We start from the raw sequence: 21217 nt of genomic DNA, 5'->3' as shown, positions 1-21217 counted from the left end.
GGTGTGCGCATCCTTTCCGATGTGCTGAATAGTCTGCCTGTTCAGAAGAGAATAAGGCACTCGGCACGCTGGGAGGCGATGCCTACGGCAGTGCCGCCGGGGTAAGCTACAAGACCAGCACCAGATTGAGGGCGCCTAGCTGCGTCTTACACGAAAGTGAACACATCCGTTATGACTAGACGCATTCCCGACCACAGTACCAGCCGCCGTTCGGTTGCATCTTGGGTGCTGTGGGATGTCGGCTCGTCGAGCTTCGACACCATCATGATGACCTTCATTTTTACGGTCTACCTCACCAGCTCTTACTTCGGCTCAACCGAGGATGCATCGGCGGCACTGTCACTGGGATTGACCATTGCCGGGTTCTGTATTGCCTTTTTCGCTCCGGTTTCGGGCCAGCGCGCCGATAAATCCGGTAAAGGTATTTTCTGGTTAGGTGTTAATACGCTTTCTCTGGTGGCGTTCTCTGGACTGTGTTTTTTCGTATTTCCCGATGAAGCGCATCTGTGGCTGGGCGTGATTCTCGTATCTGCGGCGAGCGTATTCAGCGAATTTGCGGTCGTGAATTACAACGCTATACTTCCACGCATTTCAACCCCGAATAATATCGGTAAAATCTCGGGGATCGGTTGGTCGGCGGGGTATGTGGGCGGCCTAGTGGCCCTAATTATCGTGTTGTGGGGCTTCGTACTTGAGCCTAACGGGCTGCACCTGAGCACCGATAACGCCTTCAATATTCGCGCAGTGGCACTGTTCTCCGCCCTGTGGTGCCTGATCTTCTGCACGCCTTTGCTAATTCGGATGCGCCGCCGCGAACGGGTGCTTCCGGAGGTCCTTCCCACAGGTGAACTCAGGTTCTTAGAACGCGGCCTAGCCAGGCTTTCTCCGGCACGCCAAGGCGGTCTTTTTGCAGCCTACAAGGAGCTGTGGCGCACCATTATGCGGCTGCGCACCACGGCACCGCAAACCCTTTATTTCCTGTGTGCCAGCGCTATCTTCCGCGATGGTTTAGCCGGTATCTTCACCTTCGGCGGCGTGCTGGCGGCTGGTTCCTTCGGGTTCAGCACCTCGGATGTCATTATTTTCGGTGTTGCCGCCAACGGTGTTGCCGCCGTAGGCGCGGTGCTGGGCGGGTACCTGGATGACTATCTGGGGCCCAAAAAGATTATTATTTTCTCGCTGGTGGCCATCCTGATCGCAGCCGTACCCCTACTCTTGTTCCCCTACCCCATGACCTTCTGGATTTGCGCACTCATTCTCGCCCTCTTCGTGGGGCCCGCGCAGTCCTCGTCGCGTACCTTCTTGGCGCGCATCGCCGATCCCGGTACGGAAGGTGAGCTCTTCGGGCTGTATTCGACGACCGGGCGTGCAACCAGCTTCTTGGCACCCATGCTGTTCGGGCTGTTTGTCACGATTTTCAACGCCCAGGTGTGGGGTATTGTCGGCATTATGATCGTGGTGTTGGCGGGCCTGCTCATGACCCTGCCGTTAGAATCGCCACAAGCGCTTCACCTGCGCAAGGCACGCCGCGCCGAAAAGAAAGCGGCCAAGGCGGCGCAGCGGTAGTTCTTTACTCGCCCCCTTGACCTACGAGTCTTAACCCGCGAGCAGATAGCAATCCGCTATCTGCTCGCGTATTTATTGGGTTTGTTTAGTTCGAGTCTTCTTCGGTATACAGCGGATCATCTACGGTGCGCATTGTGAGTATGCCGCTTTCGGATAGCTGCTCAACAACCTGGCGATGCGCATCCTCGGGCAGCCCCTCAAACAACTCACGCATGACTTCGTAGTGCTCCCGCACCGTCAGCTCGTGAGCGGCGTTAATCCAGCACTCTGCTGCGAAGGCGGAAAGCTCATCCAGTGAATCTCCGTGATGCAGCAGGAATCTTTCTCCATCCACCAGGTACCCGACGGTACCGAACATGCGCTGAAGAACCTGCGTACCGTTAGGGTATACGTTCGGCAAGCGGTCGGGCACCTCAAAGGTCTCGTACTCGTCCACTCTCTCGGAGTTCGGGAGCACAGCATCCCCGGCGAGAAGTTCACGCACGAGCGGCTCAATATCTTCAACCTCGGAATACACCAGCCGCCATACGCCGCCGCACTGCTCAAACAGGCGAATAATCGAGAGCACACCCTCGGGGTTGAGCGCCACGCCAGAGGTCTGCTCGGCAATCGACATGAGCGCATCCCCCAGGCTCACACGCTCAAGATAGGGTTTCGTGGGCTCATCGGTGCGCCCCACCATGACGACGCGAGCGGCTGTATAGCTCGTATCCTCACAGTCCGCCGCGTTCAGACCCAGATCCACAGGGTTGCGCTGTTCCTTCGGCTCGTCATCAGAGACTACCAGCGACAGCGGCTTCGGGTAGGGGTAAATCTCACGGTCGGCGCCCACGATCGTGGTTTCGTCCGTCAGATAGGTGAACTTCTTCCCCAGATACTGCGCGGCAGTCGTCTTCCCCCGCCCCGAAGCACCCACCAGCACCAGCGCGCGCTTCGTAGCGGGGTCGCCAATGGCGGCAGCGTGCAGCATGGTGCGCTTACCCGCCAACTGCTGAATCATAGCAACCGTCAGATTAGACGTCAGAGTCTCCAACGCCTGCTTCTCGTTCTGAATATTAAGAATCTGCAGAATCCCGAACGGGTTCACCAGGTCGGGGTGCTCGTCAAACAGATTCACACTCCCGTCCGTGAGCACAATAGCGTGCGCCACAGACTGGGTTGCCTCAAGGGCATCATGCACACTATCGAAGAGGCGCGGGGATAGACTCCCCCAGGTCTGTACGATCTGCTCGCGCAGCGCATCGGGAACACCGGGACCAAAAATAACCTTCAGATCGGCACCGGCAGGGCTCAAAGCCATTGTCTTGAACGACAAGGTATCTCCTTGAAAAAATCATGCGGACGGCGACTAGTCGCCAGATTTCTCAACGGGGATCTCTGTACGGTGAAAGTTCAGGTAGCTGCGCGATGCGGTCGGCCCGCGCTGCCCCTGGTAGCGGTTTCCGTATGCGCCGGAACCATACGGATGCTCAGTCTCGCTTGTGAGCCGGAAGAAACACAGCTGACCGACCTTAGACCCGGGCCACAGCATGACCGGCAGGGTCGCCATATTAGACAGTTCCAGGGTCACGTGCCCTGAAAAACCGGGGTCAATGAACCCTGCGGTTGAGTGGGTCAAAAGCCCCAAACGCCCGAGTGAAGACTTACCTTCCAGGCGAGCCGCCACATCCGCAGGCAGGGTCACCTGTTCGTAGGTGGACCCGAGCACGAACTCGCCAGGATGCAGAATAAAAGGCTCGTCGGGGGCAACTTCCACCAGACGAGTTAGTTCCTCCTGCTCCTGCGACGGGTCAATATGCGGGTACTTATGGTTGTCAAACAGACGGAAAAAGCGGTCGATGCGCACATCGACGCTCGCCGGCTGAATCATCGAATCGTCAAACGGCTCAAGTACGATACGGCCGTCAGCAATTTCTCGTCGAATATCGCGGTCTGAAATAAGCACACTCTAAGGATACCGACTCCAGACTCCATACTTCACCATTGCTCAAAAAGAACAGCCGACAAGTCAAAAATAAAAATCTGCGGCAAAGTGTGCGAACCGAGGCAGCACACGCTACACTAGGTTAAGTCCGTTCACGGATGCGCGGCTGTAGCTCAATGGTAGAGCGCACGCTTCCCAAGCCTGATACGCGGGTTCGATTCCCGTCAGCCGCTCCACTTGTGTCTCCAGCCTAACGGCTGGAGACCTCTTTTTTAGGCTTCCGGGAATCGCTTACGCTAAAAAATCGCCCCATCAGGGACGATTTTTTACCTCCAGCCCGTCAGCCGCTCTTAAATGCTCTGGTATTTGCCAGGGCTTTTTTATTTTCCTCAGCTAGCCCCGCGAGCAGGTAGTTTTTGACCCGAGCAGGTAGTATTTTCCTACCTTTTCGGTCAAAAACTACCTGCTCGCGGATTCAGGCAGCATGTCAAAGCAATAAAAACGCCGCCAAGAACCACGATAAAGGTTGTGTGCTAGCCTGAGTGGGAAACATCTGCGTGTGCCGCATCGTCGCAAAATCACCGCAACACCCGCGTGAGCACGCAGGAAACACTACTTTCACAGTCGAATCGTGGTCCCATGACAACCAACAGCGCCGCCGAAACCGCCACACCCTTAGACCTTTCACTGTATCTGGTCACCGGCGAAAACCCCGTCGAAACGGTGCGGCGGGCACGGCATGCTACCTGCATACAGGTGCGTTCCAAGCCCATCAGCGCCCACGACCTGTATGCCCTTGCCGAAGAGATTGCGCGCATCGCACTCCCCCACCAGAAGATACTGATCGATGACCGGGTGGATGTTGCCCTTGCCCTGCGCGCTCGCGGGGTGCGCATCGACGGGGTACATATAGGTCAAGACGATCTGCCCGTCGCCGATGCCCGCCGTCTGCTGGGTGAGCACGCCATTATTGGGCTCACGACCGGCACTCGCGAGCTTGTTGAGCGCGCTAACACCGTTGCGCACCTGATCGATTACATTGGTGCTGGGCCGTTCCGCCCCTCCCCGACCAAAGCCTCAAACCGCCCGCCACTGGGTGTTGAAGGGCTGCGTGAACTTGCCGAGCTTTCGAAGGTTCCGGTAGTCGCCATCGGTGATATTTGGCCGCAGGACTGCCCGAGCATCCGCGAAACAGGGGTTGCCGGGGTTGCAATGGCACGCGCCTTCGTGGAAAACCCGGAATTGCAAGCATAATCATGGCAGAAGTTATTACCGTGGTGGGCGGCGGAATTATTGGGCTGACCACCGCCTTTGAGCTTACCGAACACGGCCAGCGGGTGCGCGTCTATGACCCAACCCCCGGCGAGCGCGGCACGGGTGCCAGCTATTTTGCGGGCGGGATGCTCGCGCCCATTGCCGAAGTGCAGTTTCAGCAGGATGCGCTTTTCCCACTAATGACCGCCAGCGCGAATGCGTACCCTTCGCTCATGCGCAGGCTCGCCGCGGTAACGGATGCGCCCACCGGCTACGATACGACCGGCACGTTGGTGGTGGCGGGTGACCGTGCGGACGCGGCGCATCTACGCGATGTTTCTGAGTATTACCATTCGCTCAACCGCAGTGCCGAGGCCATTCCCGTGAGCCGGGCGCGCGCCCTGGAACCTGCACTTACCCCGGATTTGGCGGGTGCGGCGTTGATTGAGGGCGATCATCAGCTGGCGCCTCGGCTGTTTTTGCAGGCTCTCGTGAAGGCGTTGAGGGCGCGCGGGGTCGAGTTTGTGCGTGAGCGTGTGACGGATCCGGATTTTGGGGATATTGTGTGCACCGGTTTGGGCGCGGCGGGGCAATATCCACTGCGACCGGTTTACGGTGATATTCTGCGTTTGCAGGCCCCGCATCCGCTGGTGGAGCATGTGGTGCGCGGGTTCGTGAACGGGCGGCCCGTTTATGTGATTCCACGGCCTGGCGGTGAGGTGTGTATCGGTGCGACAAGCCGCGAGGACACGCGCACACGCCCCAGTGTGGACGGCGTGTATCAGCTGCTCAAAGATGCGATTCGGGTGGTTCCTGCGGTGGAGGAATGCGAGCTTATCGAGTCGAATGTGGGGGTGCGACCCGGAACCCCGGATGATCTGCCGATCTTTGGCTATCGCATAACGGCGACCGGGCGGCGGCAGCTGATCTCAAACGGGTATTTTCGGCACGGAATTTTACTGGCGGCACTCGCTGGGAAAGCCGGTGCGGAGGTGTTTTTGGGCGAGGATATTCCGCCGGAGTTCGCGCCCTGCTCACCGAAGAGGTTTGAGCACTGATACGCGATTTGCTAGTACATACCGCCAGTTTGTGCACTAACAACGAGAGGAATAATCCATGAAAATAACCTATAACGGCGAACTATTAGACATTTCTACCCCGAATCTTGAGGCGCTGATTCTTCAGCAGGCGGGCACCGATCAGGGTGTCGCTGTCGCACTCGATGGTGCTGTGGTGCCGCGTTCACGGTGGGCGAGTACCGAAGTACCCGAGGGCGCTAGGGTCGATGCGCTGACCGCAGTTCAGGGCGGGTAGAGGCCATGATTATTGCTGAGAAAGAGTTCTCATCCCGGCTCATTATGGGTTCCGGGGGCGCCACCAGCATGGACCTGCTCGAAAAAGCTTTGGTCGCATCCGGTACCGAGATGACCACGGTCGCGATGCGCAGGCACGCCTCGGGTACCCCTATTTTTCCGCTTCTGACCAGGCTAAATATTGCGCCTCTACCTAATACGGCGGGGTGCCGCACCGCGCGCGATACCGTTATCACCGCTAGGCTCGCACGCGAAGCCCTGGGGACTCAGTGGATTAAGGTTGAGGTGATTAGCGATGAAGATACCCTGCTGCCGGATGTGTGCGAAACCGTGACCGCCTGCGAAACGCTGGTGGCGGAAGGGTTCACGGTCATGGCGTACACCTCTGATGACCCGGTGATCGCCAAACGTTTAGAGGATGTGGGAGTCGCGGCGGTCATGCCGCTCGGCTCACCCATCGGCACGGGGCTGGGCATTTTGAACCCGCACAATATTGAGCTGATTTGCTCCCGCGCCACGGTTCCGGTGCTGCTGGATGCGGGGGTTGGCACCGCCTCGGACGCCGCGTTTGCTATGGAACTCGGCTGCTCGGGCGTGCTGCTGGCCTCGGCGGTCAACCGTGCGCAGGATCCGGTGGCGATGGCGCAAGCTATGAAAGCCGCTGTTGAGGCAGGCTATCTGGCGCGAGACGCAGGCAGGATTCCCCAGCGCGAGCACGCGAAGGCTTCCTCCCCAGCGGAGGGTCTGGTGTCATGGATGTGACCTCACATGATCGCCCTTCGGTGCCTGACGTACCGCAGATTCTAGCGCCAAAGGACCCCGCGCAGGCGCAGGCTCTCGAAGCTGAGCGCGTATTGCGGCAGGATCGTCTGCCCGGTTTCGACCAACAGGCGGTCGCCAATGCGCATGTGCTCGTTATCGGTGTGGGCGGCCTGGGCTGCCCCGTGGTGCAGGCGCTCGCCGCCGCCGGGGTCGGGTCGATTGCGCTCGTTGATCACGATGTGATTGAACTGTCGAATCTGCAGCGCCAGCTGTTGTTCGGGATCGCCGATTGCGGCAGGGCGAAGGCTGAGGTTGCCGCGCATCGTGCCCGTGAGATTGCCCCGGCGCTCACGGTGACGGTGTATAGGCGATACCTGGAGGCATCCTGGATTCTTGACCTGCTCGCCGAGGAGAACCCGGCGGTGATTGTCGATTGTACCGATACGTTTGCGACTAAATATTTGATTGCCGATGCCGCCGAGATAACCGGTATTCCGCTGGTGTGGGGGTCGGTGCTGCGTTATCAGGGCAGCGTGAGCGTCTTCCGCACAGGGTCAACACATCTGCGCGACCTGTTCCCTACAACTCCCGCGACTCTGGAATCCTGCGCAGAGGCCGGGGTGCTGGGCGCTACCACTGCGGTGATTGGCTCACTCATGGCGACGGAAACGCTCAAGTTCCTGGCGGGGCTGCCCACGCTTGAGGGGCAGCTGCTCACATACGAGGCGCTGAGCGGCACCTTCCAGAATTTTGCGCTCTCCCCCGATCCTGAGCGGGCACCCGTGACGGATTTGAGCGCCTATGAACTGCCGAAGATTCTGCTGGATGTGCGCGAACAGGACGAACGCGAAACCCAGGTGAAGTACCCGGATTCTTTGCACCTTCCGCTGTCTGCGACTACCGAGGATGCGGTGCGCGCCATGTTGAAGCCGCTCGCCGGAGAATGCGTGGGCGTGTTTTGTAAGTCCGGGGCACGCGCAGCGAAGTTTATAAAGAATTGGGATGCGGTTGCGGAAGAATACAGTATAACGTTGGTTGGAATTTAGCGTTTATATTTTATATTACTAAAAGGATCTTGATAGTGAATAATCAGCAAATCTATTTTATTTACCATCAAGAATATTTTAAATATATAACAATATTGAATAAATTATATATATCTTTCATGCATGCTTTATTGGAATAAAACTATGGTTGCAATCCTTCGATAATTAATTTTAGGGTGAGAGTGCAGGAATTATCCGCAGTGCAGACGAAAGGATGCATTATGTCACTCGAAAACACCAATCTTTCTCGCCGTAAGCTGCTCAAGGCAGGCGCCATAGGAGTTCCCGCAGCAGGCGTACTCGCCTTCGGCTCCACCCTCGTGACTGCAACCTCCGCAAACGCCATCTCCGCCGACGGCTGGTGGGGCGAAGAAACGACTGCAGGTTTCCAACGGTTTATGATTGCTGTCACGGGAACCAGCCTTGAGGTTGATGGGGTCATCAGTGGTCAGGATGCAGTTATGCAGACCTGGTGCCCCGGAATCGTCGGTGGTTGGGAATGGGTTCCCTACTACCAGGCCACGGGTTCACCCACTATAACCTGCATGCATAAATGGCTGGGTAACAAAGCTACAGACGGCAAGTTTTCTCCGACTGACATTGCTGCGCTTCAGAAGCACTATGGTGTCTCCGTAGATGGCTCGCTCGACGGTCCGTCCCAGACCATCATGGCTCTACAAAACGAAATCAACCAGTACGTCGGCTAACCGATCTCTAGCCGTACCAGGCATCGGCTGTCAGGTTCAGTACCCAAAAAGGCTCTTTATTCCACTAAAGCGGATTTTCATGTTTTAGTGGAATAAAGAGCCTTTTAGCCCGCAAAATGAGGAAATTATTCTAATCGATACTCAGCATAACCTTGGGGTGTTCCCGCTCCCCTGCTTCCAATCGCTCGAAGGCGGCCTGCGCATCGTCGAGGCTGTAACTGCGATCGATGAGTGTGCCCAGCTCGTCCCGGTGCTCCCGCACGAACTGCGCGGCAGCCGCATAGTGGTCGATGCCGTGACGGACGCCCACCAGATACTGCCCCCGCAGGGCAAGCTCTGAAGCATCAAGGCCGGTCTGCGCAGGCGGGAAGCCAATCAACACCGCCGCGCCCCCATTCCTCAGCAGGGACGGTGTAGCTTGCAGTGCCGCCGCAGATCCGGAACATTCCCATACGGCATCCCAATCTCCGGCAGGAAGTCCATCCACGGTCTTATAGGCTTGAATCCCAAGCTCGGCAAGGTGCACGGGCTGCGAGGGATCAACAACCGCAACCTCAATGGGGTACTGCTCCAGCACCAGCGCCGCGAGGGTGCCGATCGTGCCACCGCCCAGCACAAGCACCCTATTGCCGGGTTCTGGGACGGCTTTCGCTAGACCCTCCAAAACCGTCACGAGGGGCTCGATCAGAATATATTCGGGATGCGGCTCTGCACCCGAACCGTCGTCAATAACGGTCAACACGTGCGCTGGCATTACAAGCTTTTGTGTCGCCGCGCCACCATGCTCATAGAGACCGACTTCGCGCAGGTTCGTGCAGAGGTTACGCCGCCCGCGCTGGCAGAAATCGCAGGTCAGGCAGGGAATCATGGTGCTTCCGGTGACTACGGCACCGGGTTTTAATCGACTGTCATGAGCGGTCTGCGGCGGGGTTTCGATCACACCTACCCACTCATGTCCATAATGATGCGGATACTCGGTCAGACCGCGCCGCAGGTAGTTTGAGGTGCCGTCGTACAGTTCAAGGTCGGTTCCACAGATGCCCACATAGGCAACTCGAATGAGAGCTTCATCGGGTTGTTGGGGCTGCGCATCTTCGATCTCGCGCATTTCGGCGCTTCGGATTCCGGTGATAATACTGGCTTTCATCATTATCTCTCCCTGCGTTCTAATACGGTCTCTTTAGACTATCTATCCGCAATAGACGAGTTCAAGGACCATAACACCACTGGGGCATAATATTTTATTTTTCGTACATCATTCATTAAATAAACATATTCTACAATTCTTTAAAATGCTTAAAAATTTTATTCGTATATAATAATATTTTGCTCATGAATATACCCAGAAAAAGTTTAAAAAGTTTTTATTTAACTTTATAGAAGAATAAATTTAGGATTGATATTTGTAGATGAATCCTTTTACAGTGAAAATGCAGGAATAACCTGCATCACCGATGAAAGGATATTTTTATGTCCCTCGAAAGCACTAGCTTTTCCCGCCGCAAGCTGCTCAAAGCAGGTGCCATAGGAGTTCCCGCCGCAGGCGTGCTCGCCTTCGGCTCCACCCTCGTGACTGCAACCTCCGCCAACGCCATCTCCGCCGACGGCTGGTGGGGCGAAGAAACCAGCGCAGGGCTACAGCGGTTCATGAATGCTGTCAGGGGTGCTGGTCTTGTCGTTGATGGAGTGATTAGTTCACAACCCGCTCGTGAAGCTGCTCGTTGTCCAGGAATTGTGGGCGGATGGGAATGGGTAGAAGATTACCATGGGTCACCCACTATTTTGGCAATGCAAACCTGGTTAAAGCTCCGTCGTGGCTCTGGAGCCACTTCAACGATGAATGGTAAGACTATTCGAACTCTTCAACAGCACTATGGAATCTCCCCAGATGATCGTCTCGACGGTCCCTCCCAGACCATCATGGCCCTCCAGAACGAAATCAACCAGTACGTCGGTTAACCTCCGACTGATTAACACTTTCTGAGACGTCCCTCTCAGAGAGGTTATAGTGCGCCTGGTGGGCGGGTATTACCCACTTATACCAAGATGGGTAATACCCGCCCACCGGCTTTTATGCATACATAAACCTATGGCAAAACAACTTTCTCAACCTGGGAGTACGCCATCTCAGCGGTTGCCCGCAGACTACGAGCCGAGGCTCCATCTTTACCGCGCAATGCCATACCCTGCAAGACGGTTCCCACAAACTCAGCTAAAGATGTGGCATCAACATCCGGCGAAACAGCACCCCGTTGCATATCAACATGTATAACGTTTTCAAGTCGTTCAATATTTGCCCTGCGGTGGCTCTCTAGCTTTTTCTCAACGTCCCGGTTAGCGTCTGTCACGCAGGTTGCCGCACTCACGATCAGACATCCTCCAGGCCCACCCTGATCTGAATACGCCTCAGCCGCCTCAAACAATAGTCGTCGAACCAACGGAAGAGTATTAGATTCTTCATCAAAAGCAATACCCACAAAACGCCCCTGATGAGCCAGATAGTATTCAACCACCTTGTCAAAGAGGTGCTTCTTGCCTTGGAAAGCTGCATAAAGGCTTGACGAGGTAATGCCCATAGCAGCGGTAAGCTCCGCAATAGATGTGCCCTCATAACCGTTGCGCCAAAAAACGTTCATAGCTTGGCGCAACGCATCTTGGGTATCAAATTTCCTGCCTTGGCCACGTACTCCAACCATTAGAGACCTCCCCCGTCATCATGTGTTGTAAAGGCGCACCGATACAAGTTTATTCTCGTTAGGCGTACCGTTACACTGTCATTCCTGTTGTGATCGTTCCATGAATGAGGTAACCTCGACAACACAACATATGTACACGATGCATGTTCTACCACAATGTCGAGCAGGAAAACTATGAGTTCACCTCTTGAATCATCAACACCCACAAAAGCACCCATCAACATTGGCCTTGCCACGTTGTGGATGCTCCTCGGGGTATTCGGTGTGGGAACTATCGAGTACCTGGTTGCGGGTGTACTGCCGCGAATCTCCCGGGATATGGCGGTTACGGAAGCAAACGCTGGGCTTCTTATCACGGTGTATGCGCTGACAGTCGTTGTGGGCGGACCTTTTCTGACCGTTATCACCTCACGTGTTGCCAGGACCCCGCTCATTGTCGGACTTATGATCCTCTTTATTGTGGGTAATATTCTCACCGCCGTAGCCCCGGTTTTTCCTGTCCTTGTTGTTGCCAGGATATTAACCGCACTGCCGCATGCAACCTTTTTCGCCGTATGCCTCATCCTCGCAACCACTCTGGTTGAGCCCGATTTTCAAGGGCGCATGATCTCAAGGATTACGCTCGGACTCAATCTTGCAACCGTTCTTGGGGTACCGTTGGGCACCCTGGCGGGAAACCACTTCGGCTGGCGTTCTTCGTTCGTTATTATTGCAATTTTCCAAGCACTAGTAGTCGTTGCATTGGTGCTCACGACTCGTCGCGCACCCAAACGCCCAGGCAGCAGTATCGCATCTGAAGTGAAGGTTTTTGGTCGGGGCGAGGTACTAAAAGCATTAGCTCTCACAATGCTCAGTCAAGCCGGTCTCTTCGTCCTGTTTACCTATATTTCGCCGTATCTGGAACAGTATTCCGGCTTTGATTCCGGTGCCGTTACTGTGTTGCTCTTCGTCTTTGGTGTGGGGTCGATTCTGGGGAATATGCTCGGCGGGCATTGTGCAGACCGGAATATGAACGCAACACTATATATCGCTCTCAGCTCTCTTGCCCTAGCGCTACTTGCCTTATTCTTTATGGGCAATCATGCCTGGTTCGCAGGCCCGTGGATGTTCGTCGTAGGAGCCGCAGGTTTCTCCATTATTCCGCCCCTTGCCTCGAAACTCATTGGTGCGGCTAGTAGTGCACCAAACCTTGCCACAACGGTCAATATTGCCGGGTTCCAAATGGCTAATGCGGCAGGGGCATGGCTCGGTTCGGTGGCGCTTTCCTTAGGATTCGGGCTCGGCATTCTACCGTTGCTTGGGGCCTTTTTGGCATGTGCAGCGATTTGCCTTCTCTGGATAACCCACCTCTATGAAATGCGTCGCTCCGCCATGTAAATACGGTGTCTTTAAGGGCTTCCCCAGCATGCTAAAAAGGCTCTTTATTCCTACAAAACGGCGGAAAACCCGCTTTAGTGGACTAAAGAGCCTTTTTATGCGATCAGAAAGAGATCCGGCAAAGAAGCGTACAGCGCCTACGCCAGAGTCACGGACCCGCCGATGCAGTTGATAAACACGCTGGGCTGCCCCTTTGCATTGTGTGAGTCGCCCGGTTCGCACGGCTGATCCAAAATCTGCACCTTGCCCGAAACATCCTCGATACGGTACCCCGGCATTTCAGTAAAAGTTCCGGTCGTCGTCACCGAGCCGCCCGTGACCGTGAGAGTCGCATCCTCAGCAACCGTACTGTCTACCATCTTCACGGACGAAGATTTCGCGGTCACCTTCGCATGCGTAAACGATGCGTTCAAACAGCGAATAGTGCCCGTAGTCGCCGCCAAATCTGCGTGCGTGGTGCGCACCCCCTCTAGGCGGCATGTTGAGTTTGTCTGAACCCGCAGAACGTCAAGAAAAGAATCGTGTGGAAGGCTGATAACGATCTTAGGTCCCCCAAAGGATAAAAACGAGGTGCGCTTGGCAAACTTGGATTTCCAGTAGCGTTCCCGCTGAACAATCTGGATCACACCATCTTCGGTGCTTACGTCAAAAAGTTCTTCATGCGGTAACTCTGCAGTCGCATCCTGGGTTTCTGCTGCGGTAATAGCGACCTCAAGGTCGAGTGCTTCAACAGCTAAAGACACGGGCTCAGGCAACGCGATAGGCATACACTTAACTCCCTATTTTTTATCACGGTGACGAAGGCGCGACCCGGCGCACGGCCTGGGCATCCGGCACTGACTCTGCCAGTCACCTAACACCTTCATGAGCTATTCTACCCCGGTATTATTCCGACTCCGAACACGATAGAACGTGCTTCCCTTCCCAAAATTTATGCCGCCGGATGCGCCCCCATATCCGCCGTGCAGACCCTCACCAGGCGTAAAATCTGTGGTAGACACAAACTCACTCAAATTTTCAAGGAATCATGTCTGCTTTTCCGAATGTATCTTTTCTTCTCTGTACGGCGCTGATCGCCATCACCCTGGCGGTGAGCGGGTTCGCCAAGGCTAAGGACCCTTCCAGCACTGTCACGGGTATTCTCAACCTGGGGCTTGAAAAAATTGCTCCGCTGAAGCTCACCGCGCGCACACTCCCCTGGGCCGAACTGCTTCTGGCATTAGGGATGCTCGCAGCGCCGGGCATTCTCTTCACCGCAGTATCGGGCATCTCTCTGATGCTCATGTTGTTCTACCTGATCGTTATTGCGCGGGCGCTTGCCACAGGCCGCACTGCGGGGTGCAATTGTTTCGGTTCAAAATCTGCCGCACCCGTGAGCCGCTATACGCTCATCCGCAATATCGCGTTGACCGTAGCCGCAGCTACGGTTTTTGCCGCGTCTTTGGGCTCAGGTCGAGCACTTATCTACGAGCTGTACAACCTCAACTCTGCTGATTGGGGCTGGGTGCTCGGCGCCGCCCTGATCGCCCTCACCATGTGGGCGGTACAGCGCGGCGAGGCATTGGCTGAGCCAGATTTCGGCGAAAGCGACGATAACCATCTTCTGCTTCCCGTCTATGAGGATCGCGGCGACGGCGAAGAATACGTGCGCATGCCCATTCCGTACGCAACCCTGCATACGCTCGACGGCAAGAATTTTTCGATCCGCGAGCTCGCCGAGCTCAAGGCGCGGGTGCTGTTCTTCGTCTCCCCCACATGCGGCGCTTGCCTGTCGATTTTCGACAAGCTGGCGGGCTGGGCGCAAAAACTGCCGCAGCTTGAGCTGCATCCTGTTTTCAGCAGTGTGAGCAACGCAAAGACAGCGTCTGTGCCCGAGAGCATTACTCCGCTGATAGACCCAAAATTTGCGGCTATGCACGCTTTCGGCCGAGGCACCCCGCTGGCGGTAGTGCTGGGTTCTGACGGCCTGTTGGCAGGCGGGCCGGTGCGGGGCGCATCCGATGTATCCGATGTTATGGACCAGTTGATTGAGGAATTCACCGGCGCCGAAAGCTCGGATGAACACAGCGAGCAGAATACCACTGGGCAAATTTCCTAAGAGCGGTTTTCAATCCATAACCGCATGTGACGTTCCATGAGGCGCGTTCTTACCCGTATGCGGTACGATACCCCTACGTTTGCACACACGCTATCTATTCATCTACCACCGAGGAGAATACGGTGTCAGCATTGAGTTTTAACGCCCCCGGCGAGCGCGAAAAGTCGCTCTGGCTCATCAAGAAAGAGAACGATCCGGCACATTCGCAATGGTATATCGACCGTTTTAAGGCTATGGAGGCTGAGGGTAAGGATATGGCGGGTGAGTCTCGCCTGGTGAATGCTTTGGCCTCGCGCGGGGCGAAGATTCTGGATGCTGGTTCCGGCCCGGGCCGCGTGGGTAAGCAGCTGCATGCGCTGGGGCATCGGGTGACCGGCGTTGATATTGACCCTGAGCTTATTGATGAGGCGCGCCGCGTATGCCCGGAGGCCACCTGGGTTACGGCTGATTTGGTAGATTTGCCGCAGGCTCTCGGGTTCGAGTCCGATGCCGGTGAGGATGGTTTTGAACTGATCGTGTGTGCCGGGAATGTGATGGGTTTTCTTGCGCGTTCAACCCGTAAGCCGGTGTTAGAGAATTTTCGGAAGGTGCTGGCTCCGGGTGGGCGTGCCGTAATTGGGTATGGTTCCGGTCCCGGTCGTGACTATGCGTTTGCTCAGTTCCTTGAGGATGCGCGCGAGGTCGGCCTGAATGTCGATTCGACGTTTAGTTCCTGGGATTTGCGTCCGTTTGCCGAGGGGTCCGAGTTTATTGTGGCGGTTCTTTCGCGGTAGACGGCGCTAGGCGGCACGCTTTATGGCCGATAAAAGCGGTGGCGCGCATCCTGGTTTTGTGCAGGATGCGCACCACCGCATTTTTCTCTCTCCGCCCCGTACAGAACGCGGGAATCGTAGCCTCTAGGGGATCAGGTGGATTGAACGTGCCATGTCTTCGGGCAGGATTGCGGCGCCGCCCAATATAGCCACGATAAGTACTGCGAGAATCGCCATAGTGGCGGATTTCCAGCCAGGGTGCAGTTCGGTGAAGGTAATCAGACCGTGATGCAGCCGGTCAATATCGAGAACGTTCGCTTTTTTATAGACCGTGGTCTGGTCGGAAAGTTTCGAGGCCACCGTAGACATAGTCTTGGCATCCCACACGCGACCGTCGAGGCGAAGAAGAGACTTTCCCTGCTTATCCAGCGCCCACATGCTCGGGAAGCTGCGGTACTTGAGCTTGGCTACAACGTTGCTGAGGTCTTGGCCGTGTGCTTTCTTGCCGTAGAGCTTTTCGACGAAGACCGTGTGGTCCATGTCTTTGCGTTCTACCGCATGCCAGCCAAAGATTCGGGCGCGAAGCACATGGGTTTTGGTGATTGCCACGATCGTGGGTTTAAGCACCGAATACAGGCTTAGACCCGCGAAAAAACAGATGATAAGCACCAGCACCAGGTACGGCAGGGCGGGGCGTTTATACGCTAAGAATGCGATCGCGGCGACGAGGGTGATGGTTCCCGGGAGCGCCGCCTCGATGCGCCTGCCGTAGGATCGCATGCGGGGGTGGAAGAGTTCTAGAACATCGCCATATTTGGCGGGAATTTCGTGTGCGCGTTCTGCCATACACACCACTTTAGCGGGCGCACCTGCCCGACGCTAAGATTTTCGCCCCGCAGTGTCAAACCTGAGGGTTCGTGCGGGTACATAAATCTGCCCGGTGTCAGGTGCGCCCGCGCGGTGCGGTACGCTGTAATCATGCACAAATTTTCTCCCGTGGAACGGGTTCTAGCTACCTGGGTTATCGGCGTTTTCGTGTCGGTAACCCTTGCTTTTGGTGCGCTCTTTGCTCTGAATCGGCTGGTGTACACCCCCACGGGTCAAGTTCAGGAGTATTTTAGAGCGCTGCAGGACGGTAATGGTTCGCATGCGCTCGGTATTTTGGGGGCGCGGGTACCTGAGGGTGACGGTTCTCTTCTCGATGGTGAGGTTCTGAAGAAGTCGGTTTCGGGGCTGTCTAATATTACCTATGAGGTAGTGGAAAGCAGCGGTGACGGCGAGCATGCGACGGTGCGAGCCTCCTACACCTTGGACGGCGCCCAGGAACACACCGATTTCAGACTGCGTCATGTGGGCGATCACTGGGGTCTTTTCCCGCGGTGGGAGATTGAACCCGGCGAGCTGCCCGAGCTGAAGGTTTCTATTAAGGGCGTACAGGCGGCGACCGTGAACACCCGCAAGGTTGCGGTTGATGACGGTGAGGCGACGTTCCCGGTGCTCTACCCCGGAAACTATTCCATTTCTTATGATTCGACGGTGTATACCGCGCAGCCGTACTCGCAAAAGGTACTCTCAGCGGACGCAAATTCGCAGGTTACGCTCGATTTGAAGGCGAGCGATCAGGCCCGGGAATCCGTACAGCATCAGGTGGAGAATTACGTAAATTCCTGCACCGAGCAAAAGACTCTCTACCCGAGCGGCTGCCCCTTCGAGTACACTTTCCCCGGGCGTGTGGATGGCGAGGTGACCTGGTCGGTCACGGAGTATCCGCATCCACACGTGACGGTCACCGCGAATGGCGAATGGAACGCTGACCAGGCGCAGGGCAAGGTCAAGGTATCCTTCACGCAGCTTGACCTGTACACGGGCGAGCGACAGCCCTTTGAGAAGGAAGTTCCGTTTACCATCAAACCGACAGTGAACGTCAGCAACGGCACGGCGGTGCACGTAAGCTTCTGAAAGCTTTTACCCTGGCTTAGTTAATCCCTCGCAAATCCAGCACGAGTTCGCTCTCATCCGCGGCATTACCGGTGACGATGACCGGAATACCCCAGTCCTGCTGGTATAGGTGGCATGCGGCGTGCTCGGGAATATCGCCGTCGGGGGTGCCGTCGCAGGCAGCGGCGCGGGCGGTAATGTGCAGCACCGCCTCCTGAATTTCGGGGTTGAGCACGAGGGTACGACTGAGTCCCTGGGAGGTACCGGCACCGTCCAGCAGGAAATTTTCGGGGGTGGATGAGATTTTCAGCTGGGTCGGGTCTCCCCAGCGGGTATCGAGTTTCTGCCCGGTCGGCACGGTAAACCGCGAGGTAAATTCGAGGGTTCCGCCGGTAAGCTTCGTGGCGGGCCGGGCGGTTGTAATCGCCCCTTCGTCCACTTTCTGCGCCTGCGCCGGAATGGCGGCACGCACCAACTGATGCGCATTGGTTTCCACAATTATCAGGCGGGGATCCTCACCCGGAATATGCTCCACCAGGAGGTCGGCAGGTTCGGCGAGTCCACGCTGCAAGGTGCTCAGTTCCTTCGCGGCAGGATCCCAGCGGCGAATCGCACCGTTATAGGTGTCTGCCACCGCAATAGAGCCGTCGGGAAGCTCCGCGAGCCCCAGCGGATGCTGCATGCGGGATGTCTGCGAGTCACCGTCCACAAACCCGAAATCGAACAGACCCAGCCCTACAGCAGAGGTCACCTGTACGCTCTGGCGTCCGTGATCATCCCGCGTAAAGGTTACGTGGCGCAGCCCGCTGGTTTCCGAGCAGACGACCCACAGGCTGCCGTCACGCGCCTCGATAATGCCGGAGGGCTGGGCAAACCATGCGTCCTCGGCGGTACCGTCCTGCAGCCCTTCAACCCCGGCGCCCGCAAAAATACTGACGGTTTCAGAGACGGGGTCGTAGCCGAAGAGTTGGTGGGTACCAGCCATCGCGATCACAAACTGCCCGGCTGCACGCGAGTAGACCGCATCCCACGGGGATGAGAGGGCTACAGCGGTGGCGGGCGCATCCGCGGGGATATGGTTCGCGTTGCCCGTGACGGCGTTGTCTCCATCAATCACGCGCTGCACGCCGTTGCCCGCAAGGGTACGAACCTCGCCCGTGCGCAGGTTCAGCGAGCGCAGCCGGTGATTCACGGTGTCGGTGATCAGTACATCGTACCCGAGTTTTTCACGAAGTTCGGCGGGTACCAGGGCAAGCCCTTGCGGTTCGTTAAAGCGTGCAGTGGTTCCGGTCCCATCAGCGTAGCCTTTTTCGCCGTCCTCTCCCCCGCCGTAGGTTGCCAGTACCGTGTTGAGGTCCTCGGCAACCTGCAGGATGCGGTGCCTAGCGGTATCGGACACCAGGTAGGTGCGTGCGCCGGTGCCAAACAGGTTTTTGGGCCCGAACTCTGTGGGAAGTTCGATAGCTTTCCCCGGGAAAGCGAATGTTCCCTCGGTTTTGGGCCGGGGCACATAGGGACCGTCGCCTCGATGCAGGGTACCTTTTGCTTCGTGTTCGGCAACGAGCTCACGCACGAGTGAGGTAAGCCCCTGCACGTGCCCCTCCCCGGATAGATGCGCCACAATATATCCTTCGGGGTCGATGACCACGAGTGTGGGCCAAGCGCGGGCGGTGTAGGCCTGCCAGGTGGTGAGTTCAGGGTCGTCGAGTACGGGGTGTTTGATGTCGTAGCGGTCTACGGCTGCGGCAAGCGCTACCGGGTCTGCCTCATGCTCAAATTTGGGGCTGTGCACGCCCACGGTGACGAGCACATCCGAGAATTCTTCTTCGAGGGGGCGCAGCTCGTCGAGCACGTGCAGGCAGTTAATGCAGCACAGGGTCCAGAAATCGAGAATCACGATTTTGCCGCGAAGAGTCTGCAGGTCTAGGCTCTTCTCGCCGGTGTTGAGCCAGGATCGTCCGGTTAGTTCGCTGGCGCGCACGCGCACGGTTTTCTGCCCGGTATGATCTTGCCCGGAATACTGGTTGCTGGTTTCGCTCACGATTCTCTCCCCTGTGGTTTCGCGCCCAGACCCCGCTTAGTAACAGGGTGCGCTCGTTTCCACCCTATTATGCCAGCGGTGCGGGCGTGTTCACCGGGCGACAAAAGTTTATGAACTCGCCCCGCAATACGCCGTCATATTCTGTCATAGAAGCGAAGACATCACCCTAGGTTTTACCCCATGCACACACTAAAAAGCCCTTGAGGTGAACGAAGCGTTAGAAACTCCGTCGTATTCACCTCAAGAGCCTTTTATCATCCCCTAGCGAAAGGGAGGTTATGCAGGTTTAGAGCTTACGCCTTTGGGATCGGCTGCAGGCGGCGCAGCTGCGTTACGTGCTTAGGCTCAAGTTCGGCAATGTTGTGCACCTGGAGCAGCTTCATGGTGCGGCGTACCTCGTCGGAAAGGATCTCGATGGTACGGTCCACACCGCGGCGACCACCGGCCATAAGCCCGTACAGGTAGGCGCGCCCGATCAGGGTGAACTTTGCACCCAGAGCCATAGAGGCGACAATATCGGCACCGTTCATAATGCCGGTATCGACCATCACCTCAACGTCGTTACCGACCTCGCGCACAACCTTTGGGAGCAGGTGGAAGGGTACGGGCGCACGGTCCAGCTGACGACCGCCGTGGTTCGAGAGCAGAATACCGTCCACGCCCAGATCGGCGAGCTTCTTAGAATCTTCGAGGTTCTGCACGCCCTTAATCACGATCTTACCGGGCCACATTTCGCGGATAATCTTCAGATCCTCATAGTTGATGGAGGGATCCATCGCATTATCCAGAAGCTCGCCCACGGTGCCGCCGGTCGAAGAAAGCGAGGCGAATTCCAGCTTGGGTGTGGTCAGGAAGTCGAACCACCACCAGGGGCGCGGAATCGCGTTCAGCAGGGTCTTCATCGTCAGGTGCGGAGGAATGGAAAAACCGTTGCGCTTATCACGCAAACGAGAGCCAGCAACGGGTGTATCCACGGTGAAGAAGAGCGTATCGAATCCTGCTTTGGCGGCGCGTTCTACCAACCCGTAGGAGATTTCGCGCTCGCGCATGACATACAGCTGGAACCAGAGGCGGCCATCGGGGTCTGCGGCGCGCACATCCTCAATGCTGGTGGTACCCAGAGTAGACAGGGTGAAGGGGATGCCCGCGGCACCTGCTGCACCGGCGCCAGCAATCTCACCCTCGGTCTGCATGAGGCGGGTGAAGCCGGTGGGAGCGATACCGAAAGGCATGGCGGAGGTACCGCCTAGAACCTCGGTAGTGGTGTCTACGGTCGAAACATCAGTGAGCACGCCGGGGTGAAACTCGATATCCTCGAAGGCTTGGCGTGCGCGGTTCATGGAGAACTCGCCTTCGGCAGCGCCATCGGTATAGTCAAAAGCGGCAGCTGGGGTGCGGCGTTTGGCAATCTTGCGCAGGTCATAGATGGTGAGGGCTTTTTCGAGGCGGTTCCCGGCGAAGTCCAGGCTGGGCTTCTTGAACGTCATAAATTCTTTGAGTTCGCTGGGCTTGGGGAACTGACGTTGTACCATGGGGCGCCTTCTTTCTGCGGGGTTGCCGCTTCGTTGCTATACGAGGTTCAAAGCGTCATATACCGCGATATAACGCAAAAGTATGGTGTGTGTTCATTCACAGTTATGGTCGGACCACACAATGCCCGTAATCTTAAGCTAACCCATACTAATAAATAAGGCAAGGCTTGACTTATTAACCAGCGCTGAGTGCTACACACCGTTTTTGAGG

At 56.6% G+C, this 21217-nt stretch carries 20 protein-coding genes and 1 tRNA gene; 13 read left to right on the top strand and 8 right to left on the bottom strand.

Annotation, left to right across the window (positions count from 1 at the left end; translation table 11 throughout):
* Positions 1 to 171 precede the first annotated feature (171 nt).
* On the top strand, positions 172 to 1566 hold the full coding sequence (locus tag HMPREF0733_RS06220) for an MFS transporter (protein ID WP_013398519.1): 1395 nt from the start codon (positions 172 to 174) through the stop codon (positions 1564 to 1566).
* Positions 1567 to 1651: 85 nt separating this feature from the next.
* On the opposite strand, the gene HMPREF0733_RS06215 is transcribed toward HMPREF0733_RS06220, so the two are convergent.
* Entirely contained in the window at positions 1652 to 2881 is a 1230-nt protein-coding gene (locus tag HMPREF0733_RS06215; protein ID WP_244864658.1) for a hypothetical protein, read from the bottom strand.
* 33 nt (positions 2882 to 2914) lie between these two features.
* Positions 2915 to 3511, bottom strand: coding sequence for a dCTP deaminase (gene dcd, locus HMPREF0733_RS06210; RefSeq protein WP_004005998.1), 597 nt, complete (start codon positions 3509 to 3511; stop codon positions 2915 to 2917).
* A 141-nt stretch (positions 3512 to 3652) separates the two neighbouring features.
* Here dcd and HMPREF0733_RS06205 point away from each other — a divergent pair.
* The 7 genes from HMPREF0733_RS06205 to HMPREF0733_RS06175 all read left to right on the top strand — a co-directional run bounded on the left by HMPREF0733_RS06205 (position 3653) and on the right by HMPREF0733_RS06175 (position 8572).
* Positions 3653 to 3726, top strand: a tRNA-Gly gene (locus HMPREF0733_RS06205).
* 403 nt (positions 3727 to 4129) lie between these two features.
* Positions 4130 to 4744, top strand: coding sequence for a thiamine phosphate synthase (locus tag HMPREF0733_RS06200; RefSeq protein ID WP_013398517.1), 615 nt, complete (start codon positions 4130 to 4132; stop codon positions 4742 to 4744).
* A gap of 2 nt (positions 4745 to 4746) precedes the next feature.
* A complete protein-coding gene (gene thiO / locus HMPREF0733_RS06195) occupies positions 4747 to 5802 on the top strand; it encodes a glycine oxidase ThiO (RefSeq protein ID WP_013398516.1) in 1056 nt (351 codons plus the stop codon).
* A 58-nt stretch (positions 5803 to 5860) separates the two neighbouring features.
* Entirely contained in the window at positions 5861 to 6058 is a 198-nt protein-coding gene (gene thiS, locus HMPREF0733_RS06190) for a sulfur carrier protein ThiS (RefSeq protein ID WP_006888800.1), read from the top strand.
* A 5-nt stretch (positions 6059 to 6063) separates the two neighbouring features.
* Positions 6064 to 6819, top strand: a complete 756-nt coding sequence (locus HMPREF0733_RS06185; protein WP_013398515.1) for a thiazole synthase — start codon at positions 6064 to 6066, stop codon at positions 6817 to 6819.
* Complete coding sequence (locus HMPREF0733_RS06180; RefSeq protein WP_013398514.1) at positions 6810 to 7865, top strand: ThiF family adenylyltransferase; 1056 nt, start codon at positions 6810 to 6812, stop codon at positions 7863 to 7865. The genes HMPREF0733_RS06185 and HMPREF0733_RS06180 overlap by 10 nt, the downstream gene beginning before the upstream one ends.
* Positions 7866 to 8086: 221 nt before the next feature.
* Positions 8087 to 8572 carry a hypothetical protein gene (locus HMPREF0733_RS06175; RefSeq protein WP_013398513.1) on the top strand — a complete coding sequence of 162 codons (486 nt, stop codon included), beginning with the start codon at positions 8087 to 8089 and terminating at the stop codon, positions 8570 to 8572.
* A gap of 130 nt (positions 8573 to 8702) precedes the next feature.
* On the opposite strand, the gene HMPREF0733_RS06170 is transcribed toward HMPREF0733_RS06175, so the two are convergent.
* Positions 8703 to 9722 (bottom strand): zinc-dependent alcohol dehydrogenase, encoded by a 1020-nt coding sequence (locus HMPREF0733_RS06170; protein WP_013398512.1) that lies wholly within the window; start codon positions 9720 to 9722, stop codon positions 8703 to 8705.
* A gap of 320 nt (positions 9723 to 10042) precedes the next feature.
* Between HMPREF0733_RS06170 and HMPREF0733_RS06165 the strand changes: the two genes are divergently transcribed.
* On the top strand, positions 10043 to 10531 hold the full coding sequence (locus HMPREF0733_RS06165) for a chemotaxis protein CheA (RefSeq protein WP_013398511.1): 489 nt from the start codon (positions 10043 to 10045) through the stop codon (positions 10529 to 10531).
* Positions 10532 to 10659: 128 nt separating this feature from the next.
* Here HMPREF0733_RS06165 and HMPREF0733_RS06160 read toward each other — a convergent pair whose 3' ends face one another.
* On the bottom strand, positions 10660 to 11268 hold the full coding sequence (locus tag HMPREF0733_RS06160; protein ID WP_013398510.1) for a TetR/AcrR family transcriptional regulator: 609 nt from the start codon (positions 11266 to 11268) through the stop codon (positions 10660 to 10662).
* A 174-nt stretch (positions 11269 to 11442) separates the two neighbouring features.
* Between HMPREF0733_RS06160 and HMPREF0733_RS06155 the strand changes: the two genes are divergently transcribed.
* On the top strand, positions 11443 to 12645 hold the full coding sequence (locus HMPREF0733_RS06155) for an MFS transporter (RefSeq protein WP_013398509.1): 1203 nt from the start codon (positions 11443 to 11445) through the stop codon (positions 12643 to 12645).
* Between the two features lie 137 nt (positions 12646 to 12782).
* Here HMPREF0733_RS06155 and HMPREF0733_RS06150 read toward each other — a convergent pair whose 3' ends face one another.
* Positions 12783 to 13412 (bottom strand): DUF4097 family beta strand repeat-containing protein, encoded by a 630-nt coding sequence (locus tag HMPREF0733_RS06150; protein WP_004005989.1) that lies wholly within the window; start codon positions 13410 to 13412, stop codon positions 12783 to 12785.
* Between the two features lie 260 nt (positions 13413 to 13672).
* On the opposite strand from HMPREF0733_RS06150, the gene HMPREF0733_RS06145 reads away from it, so the two are divergent.
* Together HMPREF0733_RS06145 and HMPREF0733_RS06140 are read left to right on the top strand one after the other, a co-directional pair.
* Positions 13673 to 14743 (top strand): TlpA family protein disulfide reductase, encoded by a 1071-nt coding sequence (locus HMPREF0733_RS06145; protein WP_013398508.1) that lies wholly within the window; start codon positions 13673 to 13675, stop codon positions 14741 to 14743.
* A 122-nt stretch (positions 14744 to 14865) separates the two neighbouring features.
* The gene (locus tag HMPREF0733_RS06140; protein ID WP_013398507.1) at positions 14866 to 15516 is read left to right on the top strand and encodes a class I SAM-dependent methyltransferase; all 651 of its coding nucleotides are present in this window, start codon (positions 14866 to 14868) and stop codon (positions 15514 to 15516) included.
* A 123-nt stretch (positions 15517 to 15639) separates the two neighbouring features.
* Here HMPREF0733_RS06140 and HMPREF0733_RS06135 read toward each other — a convergent pair whose 3' ends face one another.
* On the bottom strand, positions 15640 to 16341 hold the full coding sequence (locus HMPREF0733_RS06135; RefSeq protein ID WP_013398506.1) for a hypothetical protein: 702 nt from the start codon (positions 16339 to 16341) through the stop codon (positions 15640 to 15642).
* A 132-nt stretch (positions 16342 to 16473) separates the two neighbouring features.
* Here HMPREF0733_RS06135 and HMPREF0733_RS06130 point away from each other — a divergent pair, with 132 nt between their 5' ends.
* On the top strand, positions 16474 to 17454 hold the full coding sequence (locus tag HMPREF0733_RS06130; RefSeq protein ID WP_013398505.1) for a zinc ribbon domain-containing protein: 981 nt from the start codon (positions 16474 to 16476) through the stop codon (positions 17452 to 17454).
* A gap of 16 nt (positions 17455 to 17470) precedes the next feature.
* On the opposite strand, the gene HMPREF0733_RS06125 is transcribed toward HMPREF0733_RS06130, so the two are convergent.
* Positions 17471 to 19474 carry an NHL domain-containing thioredoxin family protein gene (locus HMPREF0733_RS06125; protein ID WP_013398504.1) on the bottom strand — a complete coding sequence of 668 codons (2004 nt, stop codon included), beginning with the start codon at positions 19472 to 19474 and terminating at the stop codon, positions 17471 to 17473.
* A gap of 293 nt (positions 19475 to 19767) precedes the next feature.
* Complete coding sequence (locus HMPREF0733_RS06120) at positions 19768 to 21006, bottom strand: alpha-hydroxy acid oxidase (protein ID WP_013398503.1); 1239 nt, start codon at positions 21004 to 21006, stop codon at positions 19768 to 19770.
* Positions 21007 to 21217: the final 211 nt, after the last annotated feature.

Origin of the sequence: Rothia dentocariosa ATCC 17931 (assembly GCF_000164695.2) — a bacterium.
Lineage (GTDB): Bacteria > Actinomycetota > Actinomycetes > Actinomycetales > Micrococcaceae > Rothia > Rothia dentocariosa.
The sequence above is the reverse complement of the archived record's forward strand: the minus strand, read 5'-3'. Positions and strand labels throughout refer to the sequence as shown.